Raw genomic sequence first — 21,412 nt, forward strand, 5'->3', positions numbered from 1 at the left:
CCCACCCGGTTTGGCACTCTCGGCCCGAGAGTGCTATACCTGTCATTGGCACTCGCAATCGCTGAGTGCCAACCGCCGGGGTGGTGGGGCCTCCCGCCAGGAGGCCAGGTCGTCGCGGGCCGCCCGCCCGGCTAAGACAGACGTAAAGACTCGTATATCCGGAAGGGTTCAAGCCGCATGGCTAAGATCATCGCTTTCGACGAAGAGGCTCGCCGCGGGCTCGAGCGGGGAATGAACGCCCTCGCCGACGCCGTCAAGGTGACCCTCGGTCCCAAGGGCCGCAACGTCGTTCTCGACAAGAAGTGGGGCGCCCCCACGATCACCAACGACGGTGTATCCGTCGCCAAGGAGATCGAGCTGGAGGACCCGTACGAGAAGATCGGCGCCGAGCTGGTCAAAGAGGTCGCCAAGAAGACCGACGACGTAGCCGGGGACGGCACCACCACCGCCACCGTCCTTGCCCAGGCCCTGGTGCGTAACGGGCTGCGCTCGGTCGCCGCCGGCGCCAACCCGATCGCGCTCAAGCGCGGCATCGAGGCCGCCGTGGCCGCCGTCGCCGAGGAACTGGCCAAGCTGTCCAAGGACATCGAGTCCAAGGACCAGATCGCCGCCACCGCCTCGATCTCGGCCGGTGACAACAGCGTCGGCGACATCATCGCCGAGGCCATGGACAAGGTCGGCAAAGAGGGTGTCATCACCGTCGAGGAGTCCAACACCTTCGGCCTGGAGCTCGAGCTCACCGAGGGCATGCGCTTCGACAAGGGTTACATCTCCGGTTACTTCGTGACCGACCAGGAGCGCATGGAGACCGTCCTGGAGGACCCGTACCTCCTGATCGCCAACTCCAAGATCTCCGCGGTCAAGGACCTGCTGCCCACCCTCGAGAAGATCATGCAGGGCGGAAAGTCCCTCGTGATCATCGCCGAGGACGTGGAGGGCGAGGCCCTGGCCACCCTGATCGTCAACAAGCTCAAGGGCACCTTCAAGTCCGCCGCCGTCAAGGCTCCGGGCTTCGGTGACCGCCGCAAGGCCATGCTGGGCGACATCGCCACCCTCACCGGTGGTCAGGTCATCAGCGAGGAGCTGGGTCTCAAGCTGGAGAACGCCACCATCGACATGCTGGGCAAGGCCCGCAAGGTGGTCATCACCAAGGACGAGACCACCATCGTGGACGGTGCCGGTGACCAGGCGCAGATCGACGGCCGGGTGGCCCAGATCCGCGGCGAGATCGAGAACTCCGACTCCGACTACGACCGCGAGAAGCTCCAGGAGCGTCTCGCCAAGCTGGCCGGCGGCGTGGCCGTCATCAAGGTCGGCGCGGCCACCGAGGTCGAGCTGAAGGAGCGCAAGCACCGCATCGAGGACGCCGTCCGCAACGCCAAGGCCGCCGTCGAAGAGGGCATCGTCCCCGGTGGTGGCGTGGCGCTGGTCCAGGCCGGCACCACCGCGTTCGACAAGATCGAGCTCGAGGGTGACGAGGCCACCGGTGTCCAGCTGGTGAAGAACTCGCTGTCGGCTCCGCTGCAGCAGATCGCCGCCAACGCCGGTCTCGAGGGTGGCGTGGTCGCCGAGCGCGTCCGCAACCTCCCCGCCGGTCAGGGCCTCAACGCCGCCACCGGCGAGTACGTGGACATGCTGGAGGCTGGCATCAACGACCCGACCAAGGTGACCCGTTCCGCGCTGCAGAACGCCGCCTCGATCGCCGGTCTGTTCCTGACCACCGAGGCCGTCGTGGCCGACAAGCCCGAGAAGGAGGCCGCCCCCGCCGGTGGCGCTCCCGACATGGGCGGAATGGGCGGCTTCTAGTCGCTCGTCCTTAAACGACGGATCCGTCCCGCTTCCACTGGTGTGGAGGCGGGACGGATTTTTGTGGCCCCTGTCGTGAGAGCTCATAACTGTGTCGTCTTCCGTCGCGAGCGGCCTCCAGGCGCCGCCTGGTGGGCGCGCAGCAGGAAATGCGGCACAGTTATGAGCTCAAAGTGGCCGGATGTCACAACCGTGACCTAGGGTGGATGTTCTTCCGGTTATTGGCTGGGAACCTGCCCGGCAACCAGCTGGCGCGTGACCCACCTGTACGGCAGCCGACCCCACACCCCTTTCTCCCAGGGTGTGGGGTCGGTTGGTTCTCCTCAGGGGTGGGGGGTGGCTAGTCGGGGACGAAAGCCGACGGCAGCGACTCCTCCCCCATCGGGGAGGAGGCCTCGTCGATGAGCTTGCCGTCGTAGTCGTAGAGCAGGTGGATGCCGTTGCCCTTGCCGTCGTCGCCTTCGAGGAGGAGTCGACCGGGAATGGCGAACACCGAGGGGCTGCCGGTGGGCAGGACACCGTTGTTGTCGGAGACCTCGATCTCCTCCTTGGCGCCGGTGTCGATGATGGCGTCGCAGTAGCCGTAGCGGCCAGCGGACATGTCCTCGGTGTAGCTCCCCGGTTCGGATTCGGTGCTGACGCACAGGAACCGGCCGTCGGGGGACACCGCGACCAGTTCGGTTATGTAGCGCCCGCTCTCCATCATGACCTTGGCGGCGCCCGTCGCCGTCCGTTCGCCGCTGCCGTTGGTGGCGTAGACCTCGACGGAGTCACCGGAAGCCTCGGTGGAGAAGACGAGGTCCTCGCCGTCGGCGTTGGTGGCCACCTGCGCGTCGCAGGGATTCTCCACCGGGAACGACGTGAACTCGCTGGTTTCGACGTCCACGAAACCGGTCCGGTCGCCGTCTCCGGCCGAGCCGCGGTCGACGAACAGCCGTTTGCTGTCGGGGGCCCACACCGGTTCGGCGCACAGGTCCTCGGCGGCGGAGTACTGGGCGACCTCGCCGGTGGCGTTGTCCGCGAAGGTGGCGACGAAGATCCGGTCGGTGACCTCCGGATCGCCACCGTCGTTGGACGGCGACGTCATATAGCTGAAGTACTCGCCGTTGGGGGAGACGTTGCCGGTGGCGTAGTACTGGTCCTCGGTATCGATCGCGGTGAGGGGCTCCGCCACCTCGTCTCCCCCCGCCTGCCAGGAGACCACGGATTCAGGTTCGCCGTCCGGGTCCGACACCTGGTAGTAGGTCCCCGACAGCTTGTTCACGTCGGAGGTCGGCAGTTCGCCGTCGGCGACCTGGTGTTCGGTGCCGCCGTTGCCCATCCCGTGGGCCAGCACGCTGAACCCGAACAGGCCGCTGCCGGTCAACAACAGCGCCGTGATGGACGCCAGGATCGCGTTGCGCCTGCCGATGCGCTTCGACTGCGCGACGGCGCGCTCGTGGACCCTGGTCGGCTGCACCTCGTCGGCCATGTCGGTGAGGAGGTCCTTGAGTTGCTTTGTCGTCATGCCAGCTCTCCGTTGGTCAGTTCGACGAGGTCGGGCAGCACGGATCGGAGTTTGTTGAGGGCGCGGAAGGCCTGGGTCTTGACCGTTCCCTCCGCGCAGCCGAGGATCTCGGCGGTCTGGGTGACGGAGCGGTCCTCGAAGTACCGCAGCACGATGACGGCGCGTTGCCGGGGGGCGAGCTGGAACAGCGCCGCGCGCAGGCTCAGTCGCAGGTCGACGTCGTGGGTGGAGTCGGCGAAGGCGGTCTCGACGGGGGTCTCGGTGAAGCTCTCGGCGACTTTGCGACGCCGCCACCACGACACCTGGAGGTGGTACATGATCTTGCGAGTGTAGGCGTGGGCGTTGCCGGAGTGTTCCAGGCGTTTCCACGCCCGGTGGGTGCGCGCCAGGGCCGACTGCACCAGGTCTTCGGCGAGGTGCTGGTCCCCCGTGAGCAGGTACGCCGACCGCAGCAGCGCCGGGGTACACGCGATCGCGAACTCCTCGAAGTCCGACCGGTGTCGGGTCATGGGCTCTCCTCAGGACATGTCACCGTCGTAGACGCCCGCGAGGGCGGCTGAGGTTGACACGGCGACCTGACAAATTGAAGCGGACGACGCCGGTGGCGCCGTCCGCTGTTCGTGCCAATCTCGTGGGCCGTTATGGCGTGTCCGTGGTGACCTCGCCGGTCGAGGTGGGTTCGTCGGAGCTCGAGGAGGTGGGCTCATCGGAGCTTGAGGAGCTCGGCTCGTCGGTGCTCGACGAGCTCGGTTCGTCGGCGCTCGACGAGCTGGGCTCTTCGGTCGTCGTCTCGGTGGAGCTGGGCTCGTCCGACGGCTCGCAGCTGGGTTCGTCGGACTGCGAGGGCTCGTCGGTGGCCGAGGAGCTGGGCTCTTCGGTCATCGTCGGCAGATCGGAACCCGAGTCGCTCGGATCGTCCGACGGCGTCACGGTGTTGTCGGATCCGTCGGTGGTCGAGGAACTGGGTTCGTCGCTGTAGGGCCCACCGGTGGGGTCGGTCTGGTCGTCGGTCGGGGTCTCGGTGGCGCAGTCGTCGCCACCGTCGGTGGGCTGGCTCACCGAGCCGGTGGGCAACAGGCTCACCGCCCCGGCGACTCCGCCGCCCATCAGCGCGACGACGACGGCGGTGCCCAGCACCATCCGGCGCATGCCGAGCCGCCGCGCTCCCACGTAGGCGCGTTCTGTCATATCGACGGCTTTCGCTTCCTTGGTCAAATCGGTCAGCTCTTTTCCGATGTCGTCGTTCATGTCCATGCCCTTCGCAGTTCCCGCAGCTGTGGTGCCCGATCGCGCAGCAACGTCAGAGCCTTCGCGGTTTGGCTCTTGACGGTGCCGGGGCTGCACTCCAGGACGTCGGCGGTCTCGGCGACGCTGAGGTCCTCGTAGAACCGCAGCACCAGTACGGCGCGTTGTTTCGGGGTGAGCCGCCGCAGTACCGACTTGAGGGCGAGCCGCCGCAGCACGTCGTCCGCGCCGTCCGCCACGATCTCCTGTGGATGGAGCAGTTTGTTGGCCCGGCGTTCGCGCGCTCGGCGCCGCCACCAGCCCACCTGTAGGTGGTACATGGTCTTGCGGGTGTACGCCTCCGCGTTGTCCTCGCGTTCGAGCCGCGACCAGGCGCGCAGGGTGCGCGCCAGCGCCGACTGCACCAGGTCCTCGGCCTGGTGCTGGTCGCCGCCCGTCAACAGGAAAGCGGCCCGCAGCAGCGACGCGCTGCGGGCGCGCACGAACTCGTCGAACCTGGGGTTCGGCGGGGGGCGTTGGTACATGAACGCTCCTTTTCGTTGTCACCCACCCAGACGCCCGGGGTGGCGGGGAGGTTGTCGCTGCTGACATTTACGACATTTCAGACAGAGCTTCCGTCAACTTAATTAAGAGTTTCGTGCCCTGCAAAGATCATGGAATGCCTACTCCGTTGCTGGAAGTTATCGCACTCGACGCGGCCGACGCCCGCGCCGCCGCCGCGGGCGGAGCCGACCGGCTCGAACTGGTCACCAACATGGCCGCCGACGGACTGACCCCCTCGCTGCGCACCGTCGCCGCGATCCGCGCCGTCTGCGACATCCAGCTGCGGGTCATGCTGCGACTGCGCGAGGACTTCGCCCCCACCGACCTCGACGAACTCGCCCGTCTCGCCACCAAACTGGCCGAGGCCGGTGCCGACGGCTTCGTGCTCGGCTTCCTCGGCGCCGACGGCACCATCGACCTCGACTCCACCCGCCAGCTCGCCCGGGCGGTCGGGCTGCCCTGGACCTGCCACCGTGTCGTCGACCACACCCGCGACCACGCCGAGGCCATGGCGGCCGTCCGGTCGCTGCCCGGCTTGGACCAGGTGCTCACCGCGGGCCACCCCGACGGTGTTTCGTCCGGAATGGACAATCTGCGGGCGGCCGTCTCGCTGGTCCCCGTCATGGCGGGGGGCGGACTGCGGCCGTCCCAGGTCCCGATCCTGCGCGACTGCGGCGTCAACGCGTTCCACATCGGATCGGCGGCCCGCCCCAACTGGGCCTCCCCCGTCTCGGCCCGTCAGGTGGCCAAGTGGCGGGAACTCGTCAATGACTGTGATACGACAGTTACCAGCTGACACCCCGACAGCAAAACCGGTTAACAAAACGTAGGCTGCGAATCATGTCCACGACCGCATCGGCGCGCGCGGGCGCGCTCCTCGCCACCGCCCCCGTCATCGACGGGCACAACGACCTGCTGATTCGCATGCGCGGCAAGGTCCGTTACGACTTCGACGCGATCGACATCGCCGTCGACCAGACCGAGCACGGCCTGCACACCGACATCCCCCGGATGCGCGCCGGCGGCATGGGCGGCCAGTTCTGGTCGGTGTTCGTCCCGGTCAGCCTCCAGGGCGAGGCGGCGGTCACGGCCACATTGGAACAGATCGACGGCGCCCACGAGATGATCGGCCGCTACGACGATCTCGCCCTGGCCACCACCGCCGACGAGATCGACAAGGCCTTCTCCGACGGCAGGATCGCCTCGCTGCTGGGAGCCGAGGGCGGCCACTCCATCGCCGACTCGCTGGGCACGCTGCGGATGATGTACCGGCTCGGCGTCCGCTACATGACCCTCACCCACACCTCCAACACCGCGTGGGCCGACAGCGCCACCGACGCGCCCGTCGTCGGCGGCCTGAGCGAGTTCGGCCGCGAGGTGGTGCGCGAGATGAACCGCCTGGGCATGCTCGTCGACATCTCCCACGTCGCTCCCTCCACAATGCACGCCGCGCTCGACGTCAGCGAGGCGCCCGCGTTCTTCTCCCACTCCAACGCACTTGCCTTGTGTTCCCACCCCCGCAACGTCCCCGACGACGTGCTGCGGCGCGTGAAGGACACCCAGGGCATCGTCATGGCCACCTTCGTGCCCGGCTTCCTCAACGAGGCGTGCAAGGAGTGGATGGACGCGCTGGAGGCCTACGACGACAAGGCCCAGCTCGCGGTCGCCGAGGACGCCAACGAGGCGGGCTACGAGGAGCGCAAGGCCCGCCGGGAGGCCTGGTTCGCGGCGAACCCCTGCCCCGGAGCGTCAGTGTCTGATGTGGCCGATCACATCGACCACATCCGCGAGATCGCCGGGGTCGACTGCGTCGGTATCGGCGGCGACATGGACGGCATCGGCGCCACCCCCGAACAGCTCAACGACGTCACCGGCTACCCCAACCTCATCGGCGAACTCGCCTCCCGGAGCTGGAGCGACGACGACCTGGCCAAACTGACCCGCCGCAACGTGATCCGGGTGCTGCGCGAGACCGAGCGGGTCGCCCAGGTCGCCCGGCAGCAGCGCGGCCCGTCCAACAAGACCATCGAGCAGCTGGACGGGGCCTAGCAACCGTTGGCTAGCCGCGTCGCCACACCTCGTGCAGACCGTAGGAGTCCTCGAAGACGTGGTGGCGAACGATCTTGCCGTCGCGAACCGTCAACCGCAGCGCGAACGGTGACTCGTACGGCTTGTCGACGGCGTTGACGTTGACACGGACCCGCCCGAACACGGCGGCCTCCTCGCCGTCGACGAGCATGGCGTCGACCTCGGTACCGGTGTCGGTGATGCCCTTGAAGAGCAGGCCGAAGAACTCGGCGGCGCCGGACGGACCGGTATAGCTGCCCAGCCACGGAATGCCCGGGTCGCCGAAGGCGTGGAAGTCGGCGTCGTCGGCGATCAGGGTGAGCAGGCCGTCGATGTCGTTCTTGGCGCGGAAGCCGAAGAACGCTTCGACGACGGAGCGGGTGTCGGTCATGCCCCGATGCTAGCGAGCCCCACGATCGCGTTCCCGCAGCTTTCGGGCTGGTGAGCAGGGCCACTCGACGGTGTGGCCCTTCTCGGCGGTGCAGTGGGCGCAGGTCTTGCCGTTCCATGCGTTGGGGCCGTGGGGTCCGTAGTCCTCACCGTTGTCGAACGCGTTGCGGTAGATGGTGTTCATGGTGGGCTCCCTGTGATGCGAGTTCCGGGGGTGCTGCTTGTGGTGATGTGATCGCGGTCGGTGGTGTCTATGACGCGCTTTTCGCTGTGGTCGCGACCTCCCCAGGCGATTCGACCGAAACTCCTTGGATATCCAGGCAGATAGGCACCGTAGCCTGCGATCGTCCATTGCGATCTCGCGTTTCGGCTTGCACGATGAACCGACGACGACGAGGAGAAGACAGTGGAATACATCCGGCTGGGAGATCACGGCCTGCGAGTGTCCCGGATCTGCCTGGGAATGATGAGTTACGGCGACCCGAACCTGGACGCGTGGGTGCTGCCGCAAGCCGACGCCGAACCCATCGTGCGCGCCGCGGTCGAAGCCGGGATCACGTTCTTCGACACCGCCGACATGTACTCCGACGGCGCCAGCGAGGAGATCACCGGACGGCTGCTGTCGAAGCTGTTCCGCCGCCGCGAGGACTACGTCCTGGCCACGAAGGTCTACTTCCCGATGGGCAAGGGCCCCAACGACTCCGGCCTGTCCCGCAAACACATCCTCGACGGCGTCGACGCGTCACTGCGCCGCCTGGGCACCGATCACGTCGACCTGTACCAGATCCACCGCTGGGACTACGACACCCCGATCGCCGAGACGATGGAGGCGCTGCACGACGTGGTGCGCTCCGGCAAGGCGCGCTACATAGGAGCGTCCAGTATGTACGCCTGGCAGTTCGCCAAGGCGCAACACATCGCGGCGGCCAACGGCTGGACCCCGTTCGTGTCCATGCAGAACCACTACAACCTCGTGTACCGCGAGGAGGAGCGCGAGATGATCCCGCAGTGCCGGGACCAGGGCGTCGGCGTGCTGCCGTGGAGCCCGTTGGCACGGGGCCTCCTCGCGGGCACCCGCGAACGCGGCGGGGGCCGCAACACGCTGCGCTCCGGCACCGACCCCCTGCTCGACGAACGCTACAGCGACAACGACTTCGACATCGTGGACGTGCTGCGCGAGGTCGCCGCCGAACGCGGCGAGGCCCCCGCGAAGGTGGCGCTGGCCTGGCTGTTGTCCCGCCCCGGCGTGACGGCGCCAATCGTGGGCGCCACGAAGCCCGGGCACCTGGCCGACGCGGTGGCGGCGGTGTCGCTGCGGCTCACCGACGCGGAGATCGCCCGGCTGGAGGAGCCGTACCGGCCGCGCCCCATCAGCGGCCACGTCTGAGGGTGTGAGCGTCCTCAGCGGGGATTCTCGCGCGACACGACGGACAGTGTGGGGCCGTCGGCGGCATCGGGATCGACGAAGACGAAGTGGTCATCGTCGTGCGCGACCAGTTCTCCACCGGCGAGTTGCCACTTTCCCTTGCCGGTACGCCAATCGAAGACCTGGATCGGCTCGACGTGCCCGTTGGCCTTCGAGAAGGCCGTGGTGATCATCTCGCCGTCCACGACGTCGATCTCATCGTACTTGCCCTGCTTCGTCCACAAGGTCTTGCCGGTGGCGGTGTCGTAGGCGCCGCACTCCCATCAAGATCATGCCCTCGAATTTCTCCGCGTCGGGATTCCTGGCATCGACACCGCGGAAAGTTCGTTGACCGTCACGGCCTGTCCGTCGCCCGAATCCTTCGCCCAGCGCCGCGATGACGAAGCCGTAGCCGTAGCCGTAGCTGCGAGTAATCGACTCGGCCACGCAACCCTCGATTGTGGAGAAGTTATATCGGCCAGACGGGACGAACCGAGCCGACTCGCTTGCCGCCACCGTAAAGCGGCGTGGTGGCCAGCTTGTCGAGTGTGGATTTGTCGAGCGAGAGGTTGGTCAGGTCCATGGTGCGCAGCGCCGATACCGCGACGGGGCCGGAGGCGCGGTTGTCGCCGTCGTCGATCTTGACCGCGACGGCGCCGACGCCGGGCACGGCCAGCGCCTGGACGCCTTCGGCGCCGAGTTTGGCCAGCGCGGTGGGGACGGCGCGCATGAGGCGGGTGTCGAAACCGTGGGTGCCCGAGACCAGCTCGGGGTGGGCGCGCATGCCGTCGGCCACGGCGCGTTCCGGGGTGCCGGGTTCCGCGTGGACCAGGTGGAGGAAGGCCCGGGCCAGACCCAGCAGCGGGTAGGCGACGAGCGGGGCGCCGCAGCCGTCGACACCGATCGCGGCGATGTCGTAGCCGGTCAGATCGGTGGTGGCGCGGGCGTTGGCCTGCTGGAGCGGGTGGTTGGGCGACAGGTAGTCGTCCGTGGACCAGCCCGCGGCCCGGCTGGTGGCGAGCATCGCGGCGTGTTTGCCGGAGCAGTTCATGGTCAGGCGGCTCTTGCCCGCGCCGGAGGCGATCGCGGCGTCACGCGCGGACTCCTCGATGGGCCACGCGGGCGGGCACTGCAGGGCCTCGGGGCTGAGCTCGGCGCGCTCGAGCAGCGAACGGACGGCGTCGACGTGGAACGGCTCACCGCGGTGACTGGCCGAGGCCAGCGCCAGATCGGCGGGGGCCGTGAACGGCAGTCCGGAGCGCAGCGCGCCCAGCGTCTGCATCGGCTTGTTGGCCGAACGCGGGAAGATCGGGGCGTCGATGTCGCCGATGCTGTCGCGGACCCCGCCGTTGGCGTCCAGGACCACGGCACTGCCGCGGTGGAAGCCTTCGACGAATCCCGAACGCACGATCTCGGCGAGCAGTCCGCCGCCCCGATAAGCCTTGGTCACGAGCTCAACGTAATCGCGGGCAACACGGTAAAGCCAGCGAATGTGTGGGGATTAACCGGTGATGTTGAGCAGCTTCCGGGCGTCGGCGACGGGCATGGCGGGCCGCTGCGCCAGCAGCGCGGCGTCGGCGGCCCGGGCCACCAGCTGAGCGTTGGAGTCGACGGGTACCCGGCGGGCGTAGGACACCGTGTCCTCCATACCGACCCGCAGGTGACCGCCGTGCGCCAGCGACGCGAACATGACCGGCAGGGTGCCCCGGCCGATGCCGGTGGCCGAGAAGGTCGAGCCGGGCGGCAGGTGACGGCGGGTGGCCTCGGCGAAGGCGGTCACGGTGGAAGCGTCGCCGGGGGCACCGCCGGGCACGCCCAGGACGAAGTCGACGTGAACGTGCTCGCCGTGCGGCAGGCCGTGCTGGTTGAGCAGCCGCTCCAGCGAGGTGAGGTGACCGACGTCGAAGATCTCGTACTCGGGGACGATGCGGCGGTCGCGCATCCGCTGGTGGAGTTCGACGATGAACTCCCAGCGGTTCATGAAAACGTCGTCGCCGAAGTTGACGGTGCCCATCGTGCACGAGGCCATGTCGGGGGCGGCCTCCAGCACCCGCAGCCGGTGCTCCTCGGGGTCGGTGACGGCACCGCCGGTGGACAGCTGGACGATCAGGTTGGTGGACTCGCGCAGCGCGGCGACGGTGTCCTTGAGGCGGCCCAGGTCGAGGGTGGGCTGGGCCTCGGCGTCGCGGATGTGGACGTGGATGACGCTAGCGCCCGCCGCCTCGCAGTCCCCGGCGGTCGCGACGAGTTCGTCGAGCGTGACCGGCAGGGCGGGGACGTCGGCCTTCGACGACTCGGCTCCGGTGGGGGCGACCGTGATCAGTGTCGATGTCATGGACGTGAGCATAAATCGTGGGTCGCGGCGATGGTCGCGGTGTGCTCGGGCCAGGAGGGGTGTGCCATGATCCGCCGGTGAGCGACTATTTCGGGCAAAACGGGTACTCAGTCCGGTTCGGTTGGGGGCCAATGGAAGCCATGGAGCTGGCTTCGGAGGGTGCCTGCGTGGTGGTCGTGGACGTGTTGTCGTTCACGACGGCGGTCACCGTCGCCGTCGAGCACGGCAGCGCGGTGTTCCCGTATCCGTGGCGGGACGAGTCGGCGCGGGGGTTCGCGGCCCAGCACGACGCCGAGCTCGCGGTGGGGCGGCGCATGGTCGACACGGACAACCCCTGGTCGCTGTCGCCAGCGGCGCTGTTGGCCGCGCCGAAGGTCGCGCGGCTGGTGTTGCCGTCGCCGAACGGTTCCTCGATCGCGGCCTCGGTGCGGCAGGGGACCGTGGTGGCCGGTTGCCTGCGAAACGCCACCGCCGTCGGGAAGTGGATCGGCGGCAACGGTTACGGACAGCCCGGCAGGCCGGTGGTGGTGATCGCCGCGGGTGAGAAGTGGGGCGACGGGTCGCTGCGGCCGTGCCTGGAGGATCTGCTGGGTGCCGGGGCGGTGCTGGCGGCGCTGCCGGTCGACGACGCGCACTGGTCGCCGGAGGCCCGCGCGGCGCGCGCCGCCTTCGCGGGTTCGACCGACGTGGTGCGGGCGGTTCGCGACTGCGGCAGCGGTGTCGAGCTGTCGCGCCAGGGGTTCGCGTCCGACGTGGACGTGGCGGTCGAGCTCGCGGCCTCGACCGTCGTGCCTGTGCTGACGGACGGGGCGTTTCGCGCCGAGCGGCCGTTACGGCCCCGGCGGCGAGCTGGACAGCGGTGTGGTGCTGGACGAGGGGCGTTACGGTCCTGGCGACGCGCGCCGCGGCGCGATCACGGCGTGGTTCTGGACGACGGGCCGCCGAGCGGCCGTTACGGCTCGGACAGCGGAACGGCGGTGTGGTGCTCGACGTGATCGTCATACCGGCTGAGCACGGCGCGGGCCGCCGCGCTGACGTGGGCGCGGGTCGGGTCGGTTCCGGCGAAGGCCCGGATCGCGTCCATCGACGCGAAGAACGTGACCGTCGTGAACCGGACGCCCTCGGCGCTGTCCTGCCGCAGCAGGTGAGCGAAGGCGAAGCCGGGGATGCCTCGCAGTTCCGGCAGCACCGAGTCGCGGAAGATCGCCTCGTAGGCGTCGGCCGCCTCCGCCGAGGCTGCGCGCCCGCTCCAGGTCCGGGCGATGAGCGATGCGTTCATGACGCCGATCCTGCTACCAGCGCGACGAATCAACTTGAATATTCGTGCTCAGACCGCGCCTGACCGCCCAGCAGCGTCCGCAGTCGCGACGGGGTCGTGCCCAGTTCGCGGCGCGTCGTACGGGTGAGGTGAGCGTGATCGGCGAACCCGAGCCCGGCCGCAAGTCGGCCCAGATCGCCACCGTCCCCAGCGAGCTGGTCCATCGCCGCCTGCATCCGCATCCGGGTTCGCCAACGGGTCAGCGATTCCCCGGTTTCTCGCCGGAACACCCGGCTCAGGTGCGACCGGCTGGTCCCCAGTTCACCGGCGAGCTCTGTCAGGCTGCCAATCCCCGGCCGCGCCGCCAGCAGCCGTCGCGCCGCATCAGCCAGCCGACGATGTGAGGCGCTCGAACCCTCCGTCGGCCCCGCCACCCCGCCCGCGTCCAGCAGTTGCCCCAGCAGCGTGTGAACCCGGTCGGCGATCTCGAACGCGTCGGCACCCTGACGCACCCGCGCGGCCAGGATCCGCCGCGCGAGGTCCACCCGAGCCGGAGTCCGCAGCGGACCACCCACCGCGCGCACCCGCGCGGCTGTCCGCCCCTCGACCGCGATCACGGTATAGCCGTCAACGGCTCCCGGACTGTGCGAAATGGACTGTTCCTGGCCGACCTGGCCCGGATACGCGGTGACCGGATCCGCCATCCCCCGCCAGCGCCCCGATCGCCAACCGAACACCCCGTGGTGAACCAGCGTCAGCCGGGGCGCGGTCACCCGCTCGTGATGGCACCACGCGGGAGTCTCCTCCACCACGCGCAGTTGCCGAATACTCAGGCCGTCCACGTCGGCCCGCCAGGTCACCGTCCGCATCCTCCCACCCTAGAGGCGCGGCACGACGGGGTAAGGCGACCCGGTCGCGCAGCTCCCGCAGCGCGTCGGCGACCTCGTCGGGTTCGGCGCCGAGTTCGTGGCGGCTGAACAGGAACAGCGTGTAGTCCACGTCGATCTCGAGGAGTTTCGTGGTGGCGCCGAAGCGGCGGCGTTCGTCGACCCGGATCCGGGCGATCTCGCTCCAGGCCACGTAGCGCAGCCCGAAGAAGCCGCGCGAGACCCCGACGCCCTCGGCGTCGGCGGTCAGCCGGATCGGGGCGACGAGGTCGCGGACGGCGTAGGCGCCCGCCAGCAGGGTGGCGCCGACGGCGACGGAGAACCTGGCGACGTCACCGCTGAACCACAGCGCCGACAGCGCGAATACCGCCGTCGAGGCAACCTTCACCGCGACGACATGCCGGGGTACGCGCCATCGCAGCGCCGATTCGGTCACCGCCAGCGTGACAGCACCAGCAGGCTCGCGACCAGCGACGCGAAACCGACGGCGAGGTTCCAGTAGCCCCACGGCGCGACCGGGAAGGACCCCTCGGTGAGATAGAAGGTCACCAGCCAGCCGATACCCAGGACGATGAGGATCACCGCGAGCACCGGCACCCAGGTGGGACTGGGTTGGTGGGTGGACTCGGGGGTCTTCGGGCGCAGCTCGGCGGGGGCCGTGTACACCTTCTTCTTCCGAACGCGCGACTTCGGCATTGCGTGAACTGCTTCCTGGTCGTTGAGGGACGTACGTCTTCGTGACCCACACCTTATCTCCCGAAGTGTGACCGATGACGACAGCGCCCGGTACGGATGGACGGGTGTGGCCATGTGTTCTTACGGTTAGGCTTGGATCCGGCAGGGTGCGCACAGATAGAAGAGGGCGACGGCGTTGAGCATGCACCGCGGAGACGACGACTGGTTTGGCGAGGCCGAACCGCCGTTCGACCCGCCCGCGCGCGGCCGGGCGTCGGTTCCGGGGCAGGGCGGCCGGGTGCCGCCACCGGAGGTTCCCGACGAGCCCGAGACCGGTGAACCCGAGATCGATCCGCTGGGCCTGATCCCGGGTCCGGACGAGACGACGCTGATCCCCCGGATCCCGCGCGAGTCCGCCCCGCCCCCGGCCGCGGACCGGCCGGAGACCCGCAGACGGCGGTCGATCAAACGGCACCGGGACGGTTCGCCGTCCCCGCAGGCCAAGGCGGTGCGGATCGGCGGCGAGCTGCTGCTGACGCTGGGCGTGGTCGTGATGCTGTTCGTGGCCTACCAGATGTGGGGCACCGAGGCCGAGATCAACAACGCCCAGGGCAAGCAGTCGGACGCCTGGGAGGACCAGGTCGACAAGGGCAAGGACCCGACGCTGGACCCGGTTCCGGGCGGGGCGATCGCCCGGTTGTACATGCCGCAGATCCGTTCGGAGCCGTGGGTGATCGTGGAGGGTACCGACCTCGACGACATCGAGAAGGCGCCCGGCCACTACTCGGATTCGGCGATGCCCGGTGAGAAGGGCAACTTCGCGGTCGCCGGTCACAACGTGTCGGCGATCTTCCGGCACATCGACGAGCTCAAAGAGGGCGACAAGGTCGTCATCGAGACGGCGAAGAAGTTCTTCATCTACGAGATCACCGGCAACAAGATCGTCAAACCCACCAATTTGGACGTCGTAGCGCCGGTGCCGAACGAGCCCGGCGTCAAGCCGACCGACGAGGACCGCTGGTTCACCATGACCACGTGTTACCCGTGGTGGGACAACTATGAGCGCTACATCGTGTGGGCGCAGCTGACCGACGAACGCAAGCGCGGCGACGCGTTGCCGCCCGAAGCGGGAGGCAAGTGATGTACTCCTGGATCTGGAGCAAGATCCCGTTCGGCCTGCCGGGCAAGCTCATCGGCTCGACGGTGCTGATCCTCGGTACGGGCGCGCTGTTGTGGTTCGTGGCGTTCCCGCAGTTGTCGGCGATGATGACGCCGACCCAGTCCACCATTGAGGACGATGGCGGTGACGGGAGTGACGGCGGCGGTGGCGACAACCGGGACGACAACGACTCCGACCGGGTGACCGACAACCCGTCCGGCTACGACCTGGAGTCCTCCCCGACCGACAAGAGCTCGTCCTAGCGTGCGGATCTTCGTCGCCGACTGCCGCGACTCCTTCGTCTACACCATCGTGGACTATCTGCGCGGCCTGGGCGCCGAGGTCGTGATCCGCCGGGCCGACGAGTTCACCGCCGACGAGGTGCCGTTGACCGGCACCGACGCCCTACTGCTGTCCCCGGGTCCGGGGCGTCCCGGCGAGGCGCGGACCTGTCACGCGCTGCTGGACCGGTTCGCGGGCCGCCGTCCGGTGCTGGGCGTGTGCCTGGGGCACCAGGTCATCGCCGAGCACTACGGCGGCACGGTCTCCCGCGCCGACGAACCCCGGCACGGCGAGACCAGCCGGATCAGCCACGACGAGGCCGGACTGTTCGCGGGCCTGCCCAACCCGGTCACGGTCACCCGCTACCACTCCCTGATCGTGGACGAACCCTTGCCGCACGACCTCGCCGTCACCGCCCGCGCCGAGAGCGGCGAGATCATGGCGCTGCGACACCGCGAGCTGCCGGTGGCGGGTGTGCAGTTCCACCCGGAGGCGATCCTCACCGAGGGCGGTCACCACCTGTTGGGGAACTGGCTGAGCCTCGTGGCATGATCGGCGCGTGACCGCTCATATCTCCGCCAAGCCCGGCGACATCGCCGAGACCGTCCTGCTGCCCGGCGACCCGCTGCGCGCCAAATGGATCGCCGAGACCTACCTGACCGATCCGGTGCAGTACACCGCCGTGCGCAACATGTACGGCTACACCGGGACTTACCAGGGGCACCGGCTGTCGATTCAGGGTTCGGGGATGGGGCAGCCCTCGGCGTCGATCTACGCGCACGAGCTGCTGGCCGAGTTCGGCGTGAAGACCCTGGTGCGGGTCGGCAGCGCCGGGGCCATGAGCAAGGACCTCAGCCTGCGGGACGTGGTCGCCGCGATCGGCGCCACCACCGACTCGGCCATGAACCGGGTGCGGTTCAACGGCCTGTTCGACTACGCGCCGGTGGCCGACTTCGGGCTGCTGCGCAACTCGGTCGACGTCGCCACCGAGAAGGGCAAGACCGTCCACGTCGGACCGATCTTCTCGGCCGACACCTTCTACTCGGACAACGCCGAGATGGAGGCGAAGCTCGCCGAGTACGGCGTGCTGGCGGTGGAGATGGAGGCCGCGGCGCTGTACACGCTGGCGGCGAAGTTCAAGGCCCGGGCCCTGACCCTGGTGACCATCAGCGACCATCTCATCACCAAGGAAGTGATGTCGAGTGAGGACCGGGAACGTTCCTTCGCCGACATGGCCGAGATCGCACTGGAAACGGTGATCCGCTAGCGTGCGGCCCCTCGCCGTCGTCCTGACCCTGGCGGCCCTCGTCGGCGGCTTGGCCGCCTGTGGGCAGAAGGACGGCGACGCCAAGTCGCCGGCGGACGAGGGCATCCGGAAGTTCGACTTCGCCAACGCCGAGGTCCGACTGGGCACGGGCGGCAAGTACCAGCTCAAGGACGGCGACTACACCGAGAAGGGCTACGAGGGCACCGACGTCGGCCTGCATCAGGTCAGCGCGCCGAAGTTCGCCGACGTCGACGGTGACGCCGATCTGGACGCGGCGGTCGTGTACGAGTGGATCCCGGCCGCCGGGGCGCCGACGATGTCGGCCTACGTGTGGACCTGGGACGGCAAGCGCGCCGAGCAGGTCGCGTATCCGATCCGGGGCGGCAACGACGGCAAGCTGTCCGGCCTGAAGGCGAAGAAGGACGGCTTCACGATCACGGCGGTGTCCCGTCCCTACAACTCGCCCGCGTCCGAACAGGATGGTGAGCGGGAGACCTTCACCTTCGCGCTGGAGAAGGGATTCCCGGTGCAGACCGATCCCGGTTTCGGTTCGGTCGACCGGTGCGTGATCCACGATGGCGACCCGCCCGGCGCCGTCGGCGACGGTACCGCGCCCCGGGTGGCGCCCGAGTCGGACGCGCCCCGCATCGGCAAGGACGGGGAGTTCGCGAGCATCCACACGGTGGCCAGCGTCTTCAACACCGAGGAGTGGACGCTGGCGCGTGCCCAACGCTCCGACGGCTCGATCGGTTGCGGCTGGATCAAGACCGACGAGGCCACTCAGGACTGAGGAGCCGACAGGCCGGCGCTCAGCCGACGGTCGGGGTCTCGGCCGTCGCGGCGCCCCAGGAACTCCAGTTCGCCGTCGGGCAGTCGCCGCACCGCGTCGCCGGTGCGGTACCGGCGGTTGGGGCACACCGCGTCCGGCACGGTGAAGCGCGACATCCGGGGATCGGCCGGGTCGTGGTAGCCGCGCGCGACGGCGGCACCGCTGATGACCAGTTCGCCGCTGTCGCCGTCGGGAACCGCCTCGCCCGATGCGTCGATGACGGTGGCTTTCGCGTTGGCCACCGGGGTCCCGATGACCGGCGTCGCGTGCCGGTCGATCACCGCCCTGGCGCAGAACACCGTGCATTCGCTGGGCCCGTACAGGTTGACGGCGGTCGTGGCCGGGGCCGCGCGCAGCTGGTTCCACAATGGCTGCCCGATGGCGTCGCCGTCGATCAACAGCAGCCCGGGGGCGCAGGAGGTGCGCAGGATCCCGGTGGCGGCGAGGGGTTCGGCCATCGCGCCGGGCACCGCGAGCACGTCGAGTCCCGCCTCGGCGATGAACGCCGCCAGCCACGACGGTCCGGCCCGCACGTCCTCGGGGATCAGGTGCGCCTCGTGACCGGCGACCATCCACAGCAGCAGCTCCCAGGAGGAGTCGGTGGACCAGGTCCCGGAGTGCGCGACCCGCAGCGGCCCCATGCCGCAGGCGGCCACCGCCCACCGGAACAGGCTGCGGTAGTGCTCCTCCAGCAGGTTGGCCAGGTTGCGGTGTTCGACGACGACGCCCCGCAGCGTGTCGTCGCGCCGCACCGGATAGGTCAGGTAGATCGCGTCCTCCGGTTGCGGCAGCACGGTGGGAGAACTGTCCACCTTGGGCACCGACGTGACGTCCAGGATGATCACCGGATCGGCGTCGCGCAGTATCGCCGAGGCGCGCTCTGCTGGTTCGGTCGGCGGCACCGCCACGTGAACCGCCCCGGCCTTGAGCACCGCCAGCTGTGCGATGACCGCCTCGACCGAGTACGGCAATCGGTTGGCCACCACCAGTTCGGGGCCCGCGCCCTCGTCGACGAGCCAGCGCGCCAGCCGCTCGGCCCGGCCGTCGACCTCGGCGAAACTCAGCCACTCCCGCCCCGCGACCAACGCGGTACGATGCGGACTTCGACGGACCTGATGCCTCCAGGCCCGGACCACGGTTCGATAAACTGCGCTCATGGTGACCTCCAGCAGTTGGCTCACGGTTACTTGGAGATTGCCATCGATGACCCCGTATCAGGCCAATCCTTGACCTCGCGAATCGTCGGGGATACCTTGGACGCAACGACCTGACTCCCCAGTCGTGAGACTCCCTTCGAATGTTGGATCCCACCAACACATCTGTCTCGTAACTCGGGGTACGACATGCCCTTTGACAAATCCGGTGACACCGCGCTGGGTTTCCGCGTCGCGATGCTGCGATCCCAGCGTGGCATCTCACGGCGCGTTCTGGCCAATCTGGTCGGACGCAGCGAGGAGTGGTTGCGGCTCATCGAGATCGGGCGACGCCCCTTGGACAGTCTCTCCATTGTGCTCCAGATCGCGGAGATCCTGCACGTCTCCGACGTCGCGGCCTTCATCGGCACCCGCCCCGAGGTCAGGCGCCCCGAGGCCCAGATGACCACCCGGCTTTCGGCGCTGCGCCGGGTGGTCACGGAAGTGCCGTGGATGCGAGCCACGGCACCACTGCCCGTCGACGACCCCGGCGCCACGCTGGCGGCGTTGTGGGAGCGCTGGCGCACCTCGCCGACGCGTTACACCGAGATCGCCGTCGGCCTGCCCCCGCTGCTCGCGCACTTCCAGGACCTGAGCGAGACCGAGCCGGGGCAACCGCGCTGGAACACCGGGCTGATCAGCTGCTATGTCCTGGCCCGCAGCGTCTTCAACCGCACCGGCGAGCACGACGTCGCGCGGCTGGCGGCCGACCGGGCCCTGCGGGCCGCGTCGACGTCCGCATTGGACTGGATGCGCCCGATCGCCGTCTGGCACCTGGGCTGCGCGCTGCTCCACATCGACCAGCTCCGCCCCGCCCTCGACTGTGTCGACACCGCCGTGGACCGGATGCACGAGTTCCCGTCCCATGCCGCCGACCGGGCCTGGCTGACCGGGGCGCTGCACCTGCTCGCCGCCGAGATCGCCGCCGCCCAATACGATCCGGCGACCGCCAACACCGCGCTGGGCCGGGCCGGTCGCATCGCCGACGGCATGGACGAGGACCGCTCCCAACTGGGCGTCTGGTGTGGACCCACCGAATTGGGTATCGTCCGGATCCGGGTGGCCCTGCAACTCGGCGACATCGAACAGGCGCTGCGGTTCGCCAGGACCCTCCACATTCCACACGGCTACTCGGCCGAGCGGGTCGCCCGGCACTACGTCGCGCTCGCCGGTGCCTACGCCTCCCGCCACAACGACGTCGCGGCGGTGTACGCCCTGACCAAGGTCGAACAGGTCTCCCCGGAGGACATCTACTTCAACGCCAACGCCCACCGCACCCTCAGACTGCTCGCCGACCGCAACGACCTGACGGTACGGTCCGACCTGGAACGCCTGCTCAATCTGGTGCCCGCCGAGAACGTCAACGGTTTAACTCCTCAACGACGATGCGACCCCGGCGGCTATCGCGAATCCAGGCATCGATTTTTCACGATATAATCGTCAACTGTGTATCCGGAAAGCCAAAGCCCACAGCCGCAAGACGACCAGGAGCTGTTCACGCAGCTGTACCACGGTGGGCAGGATCCGGACCAGCTCGACGAGGACGAGCAGCGCAAGGCCGACGTCATCAAGACCGTCAACGCCGGGGTCTCGGCCAGTGCCGCCGGGGGTGCCGCTGCCGCCTCGGCCATGATCCTCGGCCAACAGACCGCCGGAGCCGGGGCCGCTGGCGCCGGTGCCGGGGCGATGGGCAGCGGCGGTACCGCCGCCACGCTGGTCAAGGGCGGGATGGGCCTGAAGGTGATGCTGGGCGCCGCCGCGGGTGTCGTGGTGGTCAGCGGGGTGGTCGTCGTCGGCGTCAACGTCCTCGACCGGGGCGGCGCGGGCACCCCCGACGCGGCCCCGATCTCCGAGGCCGCCATGGACGAGGGCATCGAGAAGTTCGACTTCGAGAACGCGACGTTCACCGACGAGGCGGGCTCCGAGGTGGAACTCACCGACGGACGGTTCCTGCCGCCGGGTCTTCCCGAGGACTCCAACGAGGGTTACCACCTCAACGCCACCGAATACGCCGATGTGGATGGCGACCGGGACCTGGACGCCGCCATACTGCTGGAGTGGCAGCCCAACGCGGGCCACACCACGTCCTACGTCTACCTCTGGCTGTGGGACGGCGACAAGGCGACCCAGGTCGAGTACCCGGTCACCAACGGGTACTACAGCTCCGTCGGCGGTCTGAAGGCGGCGAAGAACGGCTTCACCGTCGAGACGACCGCCGCACCACCGGACATCTCCTCCAACGACGAGCCGGTCAAGGAGACCATCACCATCGGCGTCGAGGACGGCTTCCCGGTGCAGATAGAACCGGTCTTCGGCTCCGCCGACAGGTGCCCCGAGTTCCCCGACTTCCCCGCGACCGGACCGTACGAGGACGTCATCCCCAAGGTCGCCCCGGACGACGACGCCCCCGACATCGGCAAGGCCGAGGACATCAAGTCGGTCCACGCGGTGTGGACCGACCGCAGCCAGGCGTTCCAGGGCGAGTGGATGGCCGCCCGCGTCGAACGCGCGGACGGCTCGATCAGCTGCGGCTGGATACCCGCCGACGCCGCCGGATAAGCGGC

The 21,412-nt window shown here is 68.8% G+C and carries 26 protein-coding genes; 12 read left to right on the forward strand and 14 right to left on the reverse strand.

The genetic code is table 11. The features are described 5' to 3' along the window. The first annotated feature begins 177 nt into the window (after positions 1-177). Entirely contained in the window at positions 178-1,806 is a 1,629-nt protein-coding gene (gene groL, locus SNAS_RS30265) for a chaperonin GroEL (RefSeq protein WP_013021310.1), read from the forward strand. 340 nt (positions 1,807-2,146) lie between these two features. Here the strand turns inward: groL and SNAS_RS30270 are convergent, their stop codons facing one another. From SNAS_RS30270 to SNAS_RS30285, 4 genes are all read right to left on the reverse strand, one after another. Beyond that, the gene (locus SNAS_RS30270) at positions 2,147-3,313 is read right to left on the reverse strand and encodes a TolB-like translocation protein (RefSeq protein WP_013021311.1); all 1,167 of its coding nucleotides are present in this window, start codon (positions 3,311-3,313) and stop codon (positions 2,147-2,149) included. Further along, positions 3,310-3,822 (reverse strand): SigE family RNA polymerase sigma factor, encoded by a 513-nt coding sequence (locus SNAS_RS30275; protein WP_013021312.1) that lies wholly within the window; start codon positions 3,820-3,822, stop codon positions 3,310-3,312. The genes SNAS_RS30270 and SNAS_RS30275 overlap by 4 nt, the downstream gene beginning before the upstream one ends. Before the next feature lie 130 nt (positions 3,823-3,952). After that, positions 3,953-4,561, reverse strand: a complete 609-nt coding sequence (locus SNAS_RS30280) for a hypothetical protein (protein ID WP_013021313.1) — start codon at positions 4,559-4,561, stop codon at positions 3,953-3,955. Beyond that, complete coding sequence (locus SNAS_RS30285) at positions 4,558-5,082, reverse strand: SigE family RNA polymerase sigma factor (RefSeq protein WP_013021314.1); 525 nt, start codon at positions 5,080-5,082, stop codon at positions 4,558-4,560. The genes SNAS_RS30280 and SNAS_RS30285 overlap by 4 nt, the downstream gene beginning before the upstream one ends. Positions 5,083-5,216: 134 nt before the next feature. Between SNAS_RS30285 and SNAS_RS30290 the strand changes: the two genes are divergently transcribed. Together SNAS_RS30290 and SNAS_RS30295 are read left to right on the forward strand one after the other, a co-directional pair. Then, positions 5,217-5,897 carry a copper homeostasis protein CutC gene (locus SNAS_RS30290; RefSeq protein WP_013021315.1) on the forward strand — a complete coding sequence of 227 codons (681 nt, stop codon included), beginning with the start codon at positions 5,217-5,219 and terminating at the stop codon, positions 5,895-5,897. 44 nt (positions 5,898-5,941) lie between these two features. Further along, complete coding sequence (locus tag SNAS_RS30295) at positions 5,942-7,150, forward strand: dipeptidase (RefSeq protein WP_013021316.1); 1,209 nt, start codon at positions 5,942-5,944, stop codon at positions 7,148-7,150. 10 nt (positions 7,151-7,160) lie between these two features. On the opposite strand, the gene SNAS_RS30300 is transcribed toward SNAS_RS30295, so the two are convergent. Together SNAS_RS30300 and SNAS_RS36050 are read right to left on the reverse strand one after the other, a co-directional pair. After that, complete coding sequence (locus SNAS_RS30300) at positions 7,161-7,559, reverse strand: nuclear transport factor 2 family protein (RefSeq protein WP_013021317.1); 399 nt, start codon at positions 7,557-7,559, stop codon at positions 7,161-7,163. A 9-nt stretch (positions 7,560-7,568) separates the two neighbouring features. Beyond that, the gene (locus tag SNAS_RS36050) at positions 7,569-7,742 is read right to left on the reverse strand and encodes a hypothetical protein (RefSeq protein WP_013021318.1); all 174 of its coding nucleotides are present in this window, start codon (positions 7,740-7,742) and stop codon (positions 7,569-7,571) included. Positions 7,743-7,964: 222 nt separating this feature from the next. Here SNAS_RS36050 and SNAS_RS30305 point away from each other — a divergent pair, with 222 nt between their 5' ends. Then, on the forward strand, positions 7,965-8,945 hold the full coding sequence (locus tag SNAS_RS30305; RefSeq protein ID WP_013021319.1) for an aldo/keto reductase: 981 nt from the start codon (positions 7,965-7,967) through the stop codon (positions 8,943-8,945). Positions 8,946-8,959: 14 nt separating this feature from the next. On the opposite strand, the gene SNAS_RS30310 is transcribed toward SNAS_RS30305, so the two are convergent. The 3 genes from SNAS_RS30310 to SNAS_RS30320 form a co-directional block, all read right to left on the reverse strand. Continuing rightward, positions 8,960-9,208 (reverse strand): hypothetical protein, encoded by a 249-nt coding sequence (locus SNAS_RS30310; RefSeq protein ID WP_013021320.1) that lies wholly within the window; start codon positions 9,206-9,208, stop codon positions 8,960-8,962. A gap of 224 nt (positions 9,209-9,432) precedes the next feature. Further along, the gene (locus SNAS_RS30315) at positions 9,433-10,413 is read right to left on the reverse strand and encodes an asparaginase (protein ID WP_013021321.1); all 981 of its coding nucleotides are present in this window, start codon (positions 10,411-10,413) and stop codon (positions 9,433-9,435) included. 51 nt (positions 10,414-10,464) lie between these two features. Further along, on the reverse strand, positions 10,465-11,298 hold the full coding sequence (locus tag SNAS_RS30320) for a beta-keto acid cleavage family enzyme (RefSeq protein ID WP_041627255.1): 834 nt from the start codon (positions 11,296-11,298) through the stop codon (positions 10,465-10,467). Between the two features lie 140 nt (positions 11,299-11,438). Here SNAS_RS30320 and SNAS_RS30325 point away from each other — a divergent pair, with 140 nt between their 5' ends. Then, positions 11,439-12,293 (forward strand): 2-phosphosulfolactate phosphatase, encoded by an 855-nt coding sequence (locus SNAS_RS30325; RefSeq protein ID WP_211207277.1) that lies wholly within the window; start codon positions 11,439-11,441, stop codon positions 12,291-12,293. Here the strand turns inward: SNAS_RS30325 and SNAS_RS30330 are convergent. Genes SNAS_RS30330 through SNAS_RS30345 form a run of 4 tightly spaced genes read right to left on the reverse strand, consistent with a single transcriptional unit; the run spans position 12,251 to position 14,139 of the window. Next, positions 12,251-12,577, reverse strand: a complete 327-nt coding sequence (locus tag SNAS_RS30330) for an antibiotic biosynthesis monooxygenase (RefSeq protein WP_013021324.1) — start codon at positions 12,575-12,577, stop codon at positions 12,251-12,253. The genes SNAS_RS30325 and SNAS_RS30330 overlap by 43 nt on opposite strands. Positions 12,578-12,606: 29 nt before the next feature. Continuing rightward, entirely contained in the window at positions 12,607-13,173 is a 567-nt protein-coding gene (locus SNAS_RS30335) for a helix-turn-helix transcriptional regulator (protein WP_052305198.1), read from the reverse strand. A gap of 10 nt (positions 13,174-13,183) precedes the next feature. After that, positions 13,184-13,879: a PH domain-containing protein gene (locus SNAS_RS33515; protein ID WP_052305199.1), complete on the reverse strand. Its 696-nt coding sequence runs from the start codon at positions 13,877-13,879 to the stop codon at positions 13,184-13,186. After that, a complete protein-coding gene (locus tag SNAS_RS30345) occupies positions 13,876-14,139 on the reverse strand; it encodes a cell division protein CrgA (RefSeq protein ID WP_013021326.1) in 264 nt (87 codons plus the stop codon). Before SNAS_RS30345 ends, SNAS_RS33515 begins: the two co-directional genes overlap by 4 nt. Before the next feature lie 181 nt (positions 14,140-14,320). Here SNAS_RS30345 and SNAS_RS30350 point away from each other — a divergent pair, with 181 nt between their 5' ends. Genes SNAS_RS30350 through SNAS_RS30370 form a run of 5 tightly spaced genes read left to right on the forward strand, consistent with a single transcriptional unit; the run spans position 14,321 to position 17,616 of the window. Then, a complete protein-coding gene (locus SNAS_RS30350; protein WP_013021327.1) occupies positions 14,321-15,259 on the forward strand; it encodes a class E sortase in 939 nt (312 codons plus the stop codon). Further along, positions 15,259-15,540, forward strand: a complete 282-nt coding sequence (locus SNAS_RS30355) for a hypothetical protein (protein WP_013021328.1) — start codon at positions 15,259-15,261, stop codon at positions 15,538-15,540. The genes SNAS_RS30350 and SNAS_RS30355 overlap by 1 nt, the downstream gene beginning before the upstream one ends. 1 nt (position 15,541) lies before the next feature. Continuing rightward, positions 15,542-16,111, forward strand: coding sequence for an anthranilate synthase component II (locus SNAS_RS30360; protein WP_013021329.1), 570 nt, complete (start codon positions 15,542-15,544; stop codon positions 16,109-16,111). A 7-nt stretch (positions 16,112-16,118) separates the two neighbouring features. Continuing rightward, complete coding sequence (deoD, locus tag SNAS_RS30365; protein WP_013021330.1) at positions 16,119-16,826, forward strand: purine-nucleoside phosphorylase; 708 nt, start codon at positions 16,119-16,121, stop codon at positions 16,824-16,826. A gap of 1 nt (position 16,827) precedes the next feature. Beyond that, positions 16,828-17,616, forward strand: a complete 789-nt coding sequence (locus tag SNAS_RS30370; protein ID WP_013021331.1) for a hypothetical protein — start codon at positions 16,828-16,830, stop codon at positions 17,614-17,616. Here SNAS_RS30370 and SNAS_RS30375 read toward each other — a convergent pair. Further along, positions 17,607-18,812, reverse strand: a complete 1,206-nt coding sequence (locus SNAS_RS30375; RefSeq protein WP_013021332.1) for an AMP-binding protein — start codon at positions 18,810-18,812, stop codon at positions 17,607-17,609. The two genes, SNAS_RS30370 and SNAS_RS30375, sit on opposite strands and share 10 nt — an antisense overlap. A gap of 186 nt (positions 18,813-18,998) precedes the next feature. On the opposite strand from SNAS_RS30375, the gene SNAS_RS30380 reads away from it, so the two are divergent. After that, a complete protein-coding gene (locus SNAS_RS30380) occupies positions 18,999-20,285 on the forward strand; it encodes a helix-turn-helix domain-containing protein (protein WP_013021333.1) in 1,287 nt (428 codons plus the stop codon). Positions 20,286-20,294: 9 nt separating this feature from the next. Further along, entirely contained in the window at positions 20,295-21,407 is a 1,113-nt protein-coding gene (locus tag SNAS_RS30385) for a hypothetical protein (protein ID WP_013021334.1), read from the forward strand. The last annotated feature ends 5 nt before the right edge of the window (positions 21,408-21,412 follow it).

Origin of the sequence: Stackebrandtia nassauensis DSM 44728, from assembly GCF_000024545.1 — a bacterium.
GTDB lineage: Bacteria > Actinomycetota > Actinomycetes > Mycobacteriales > Micromonosporaceae > Stackebrandtia > Stackebrandtia nassauensis.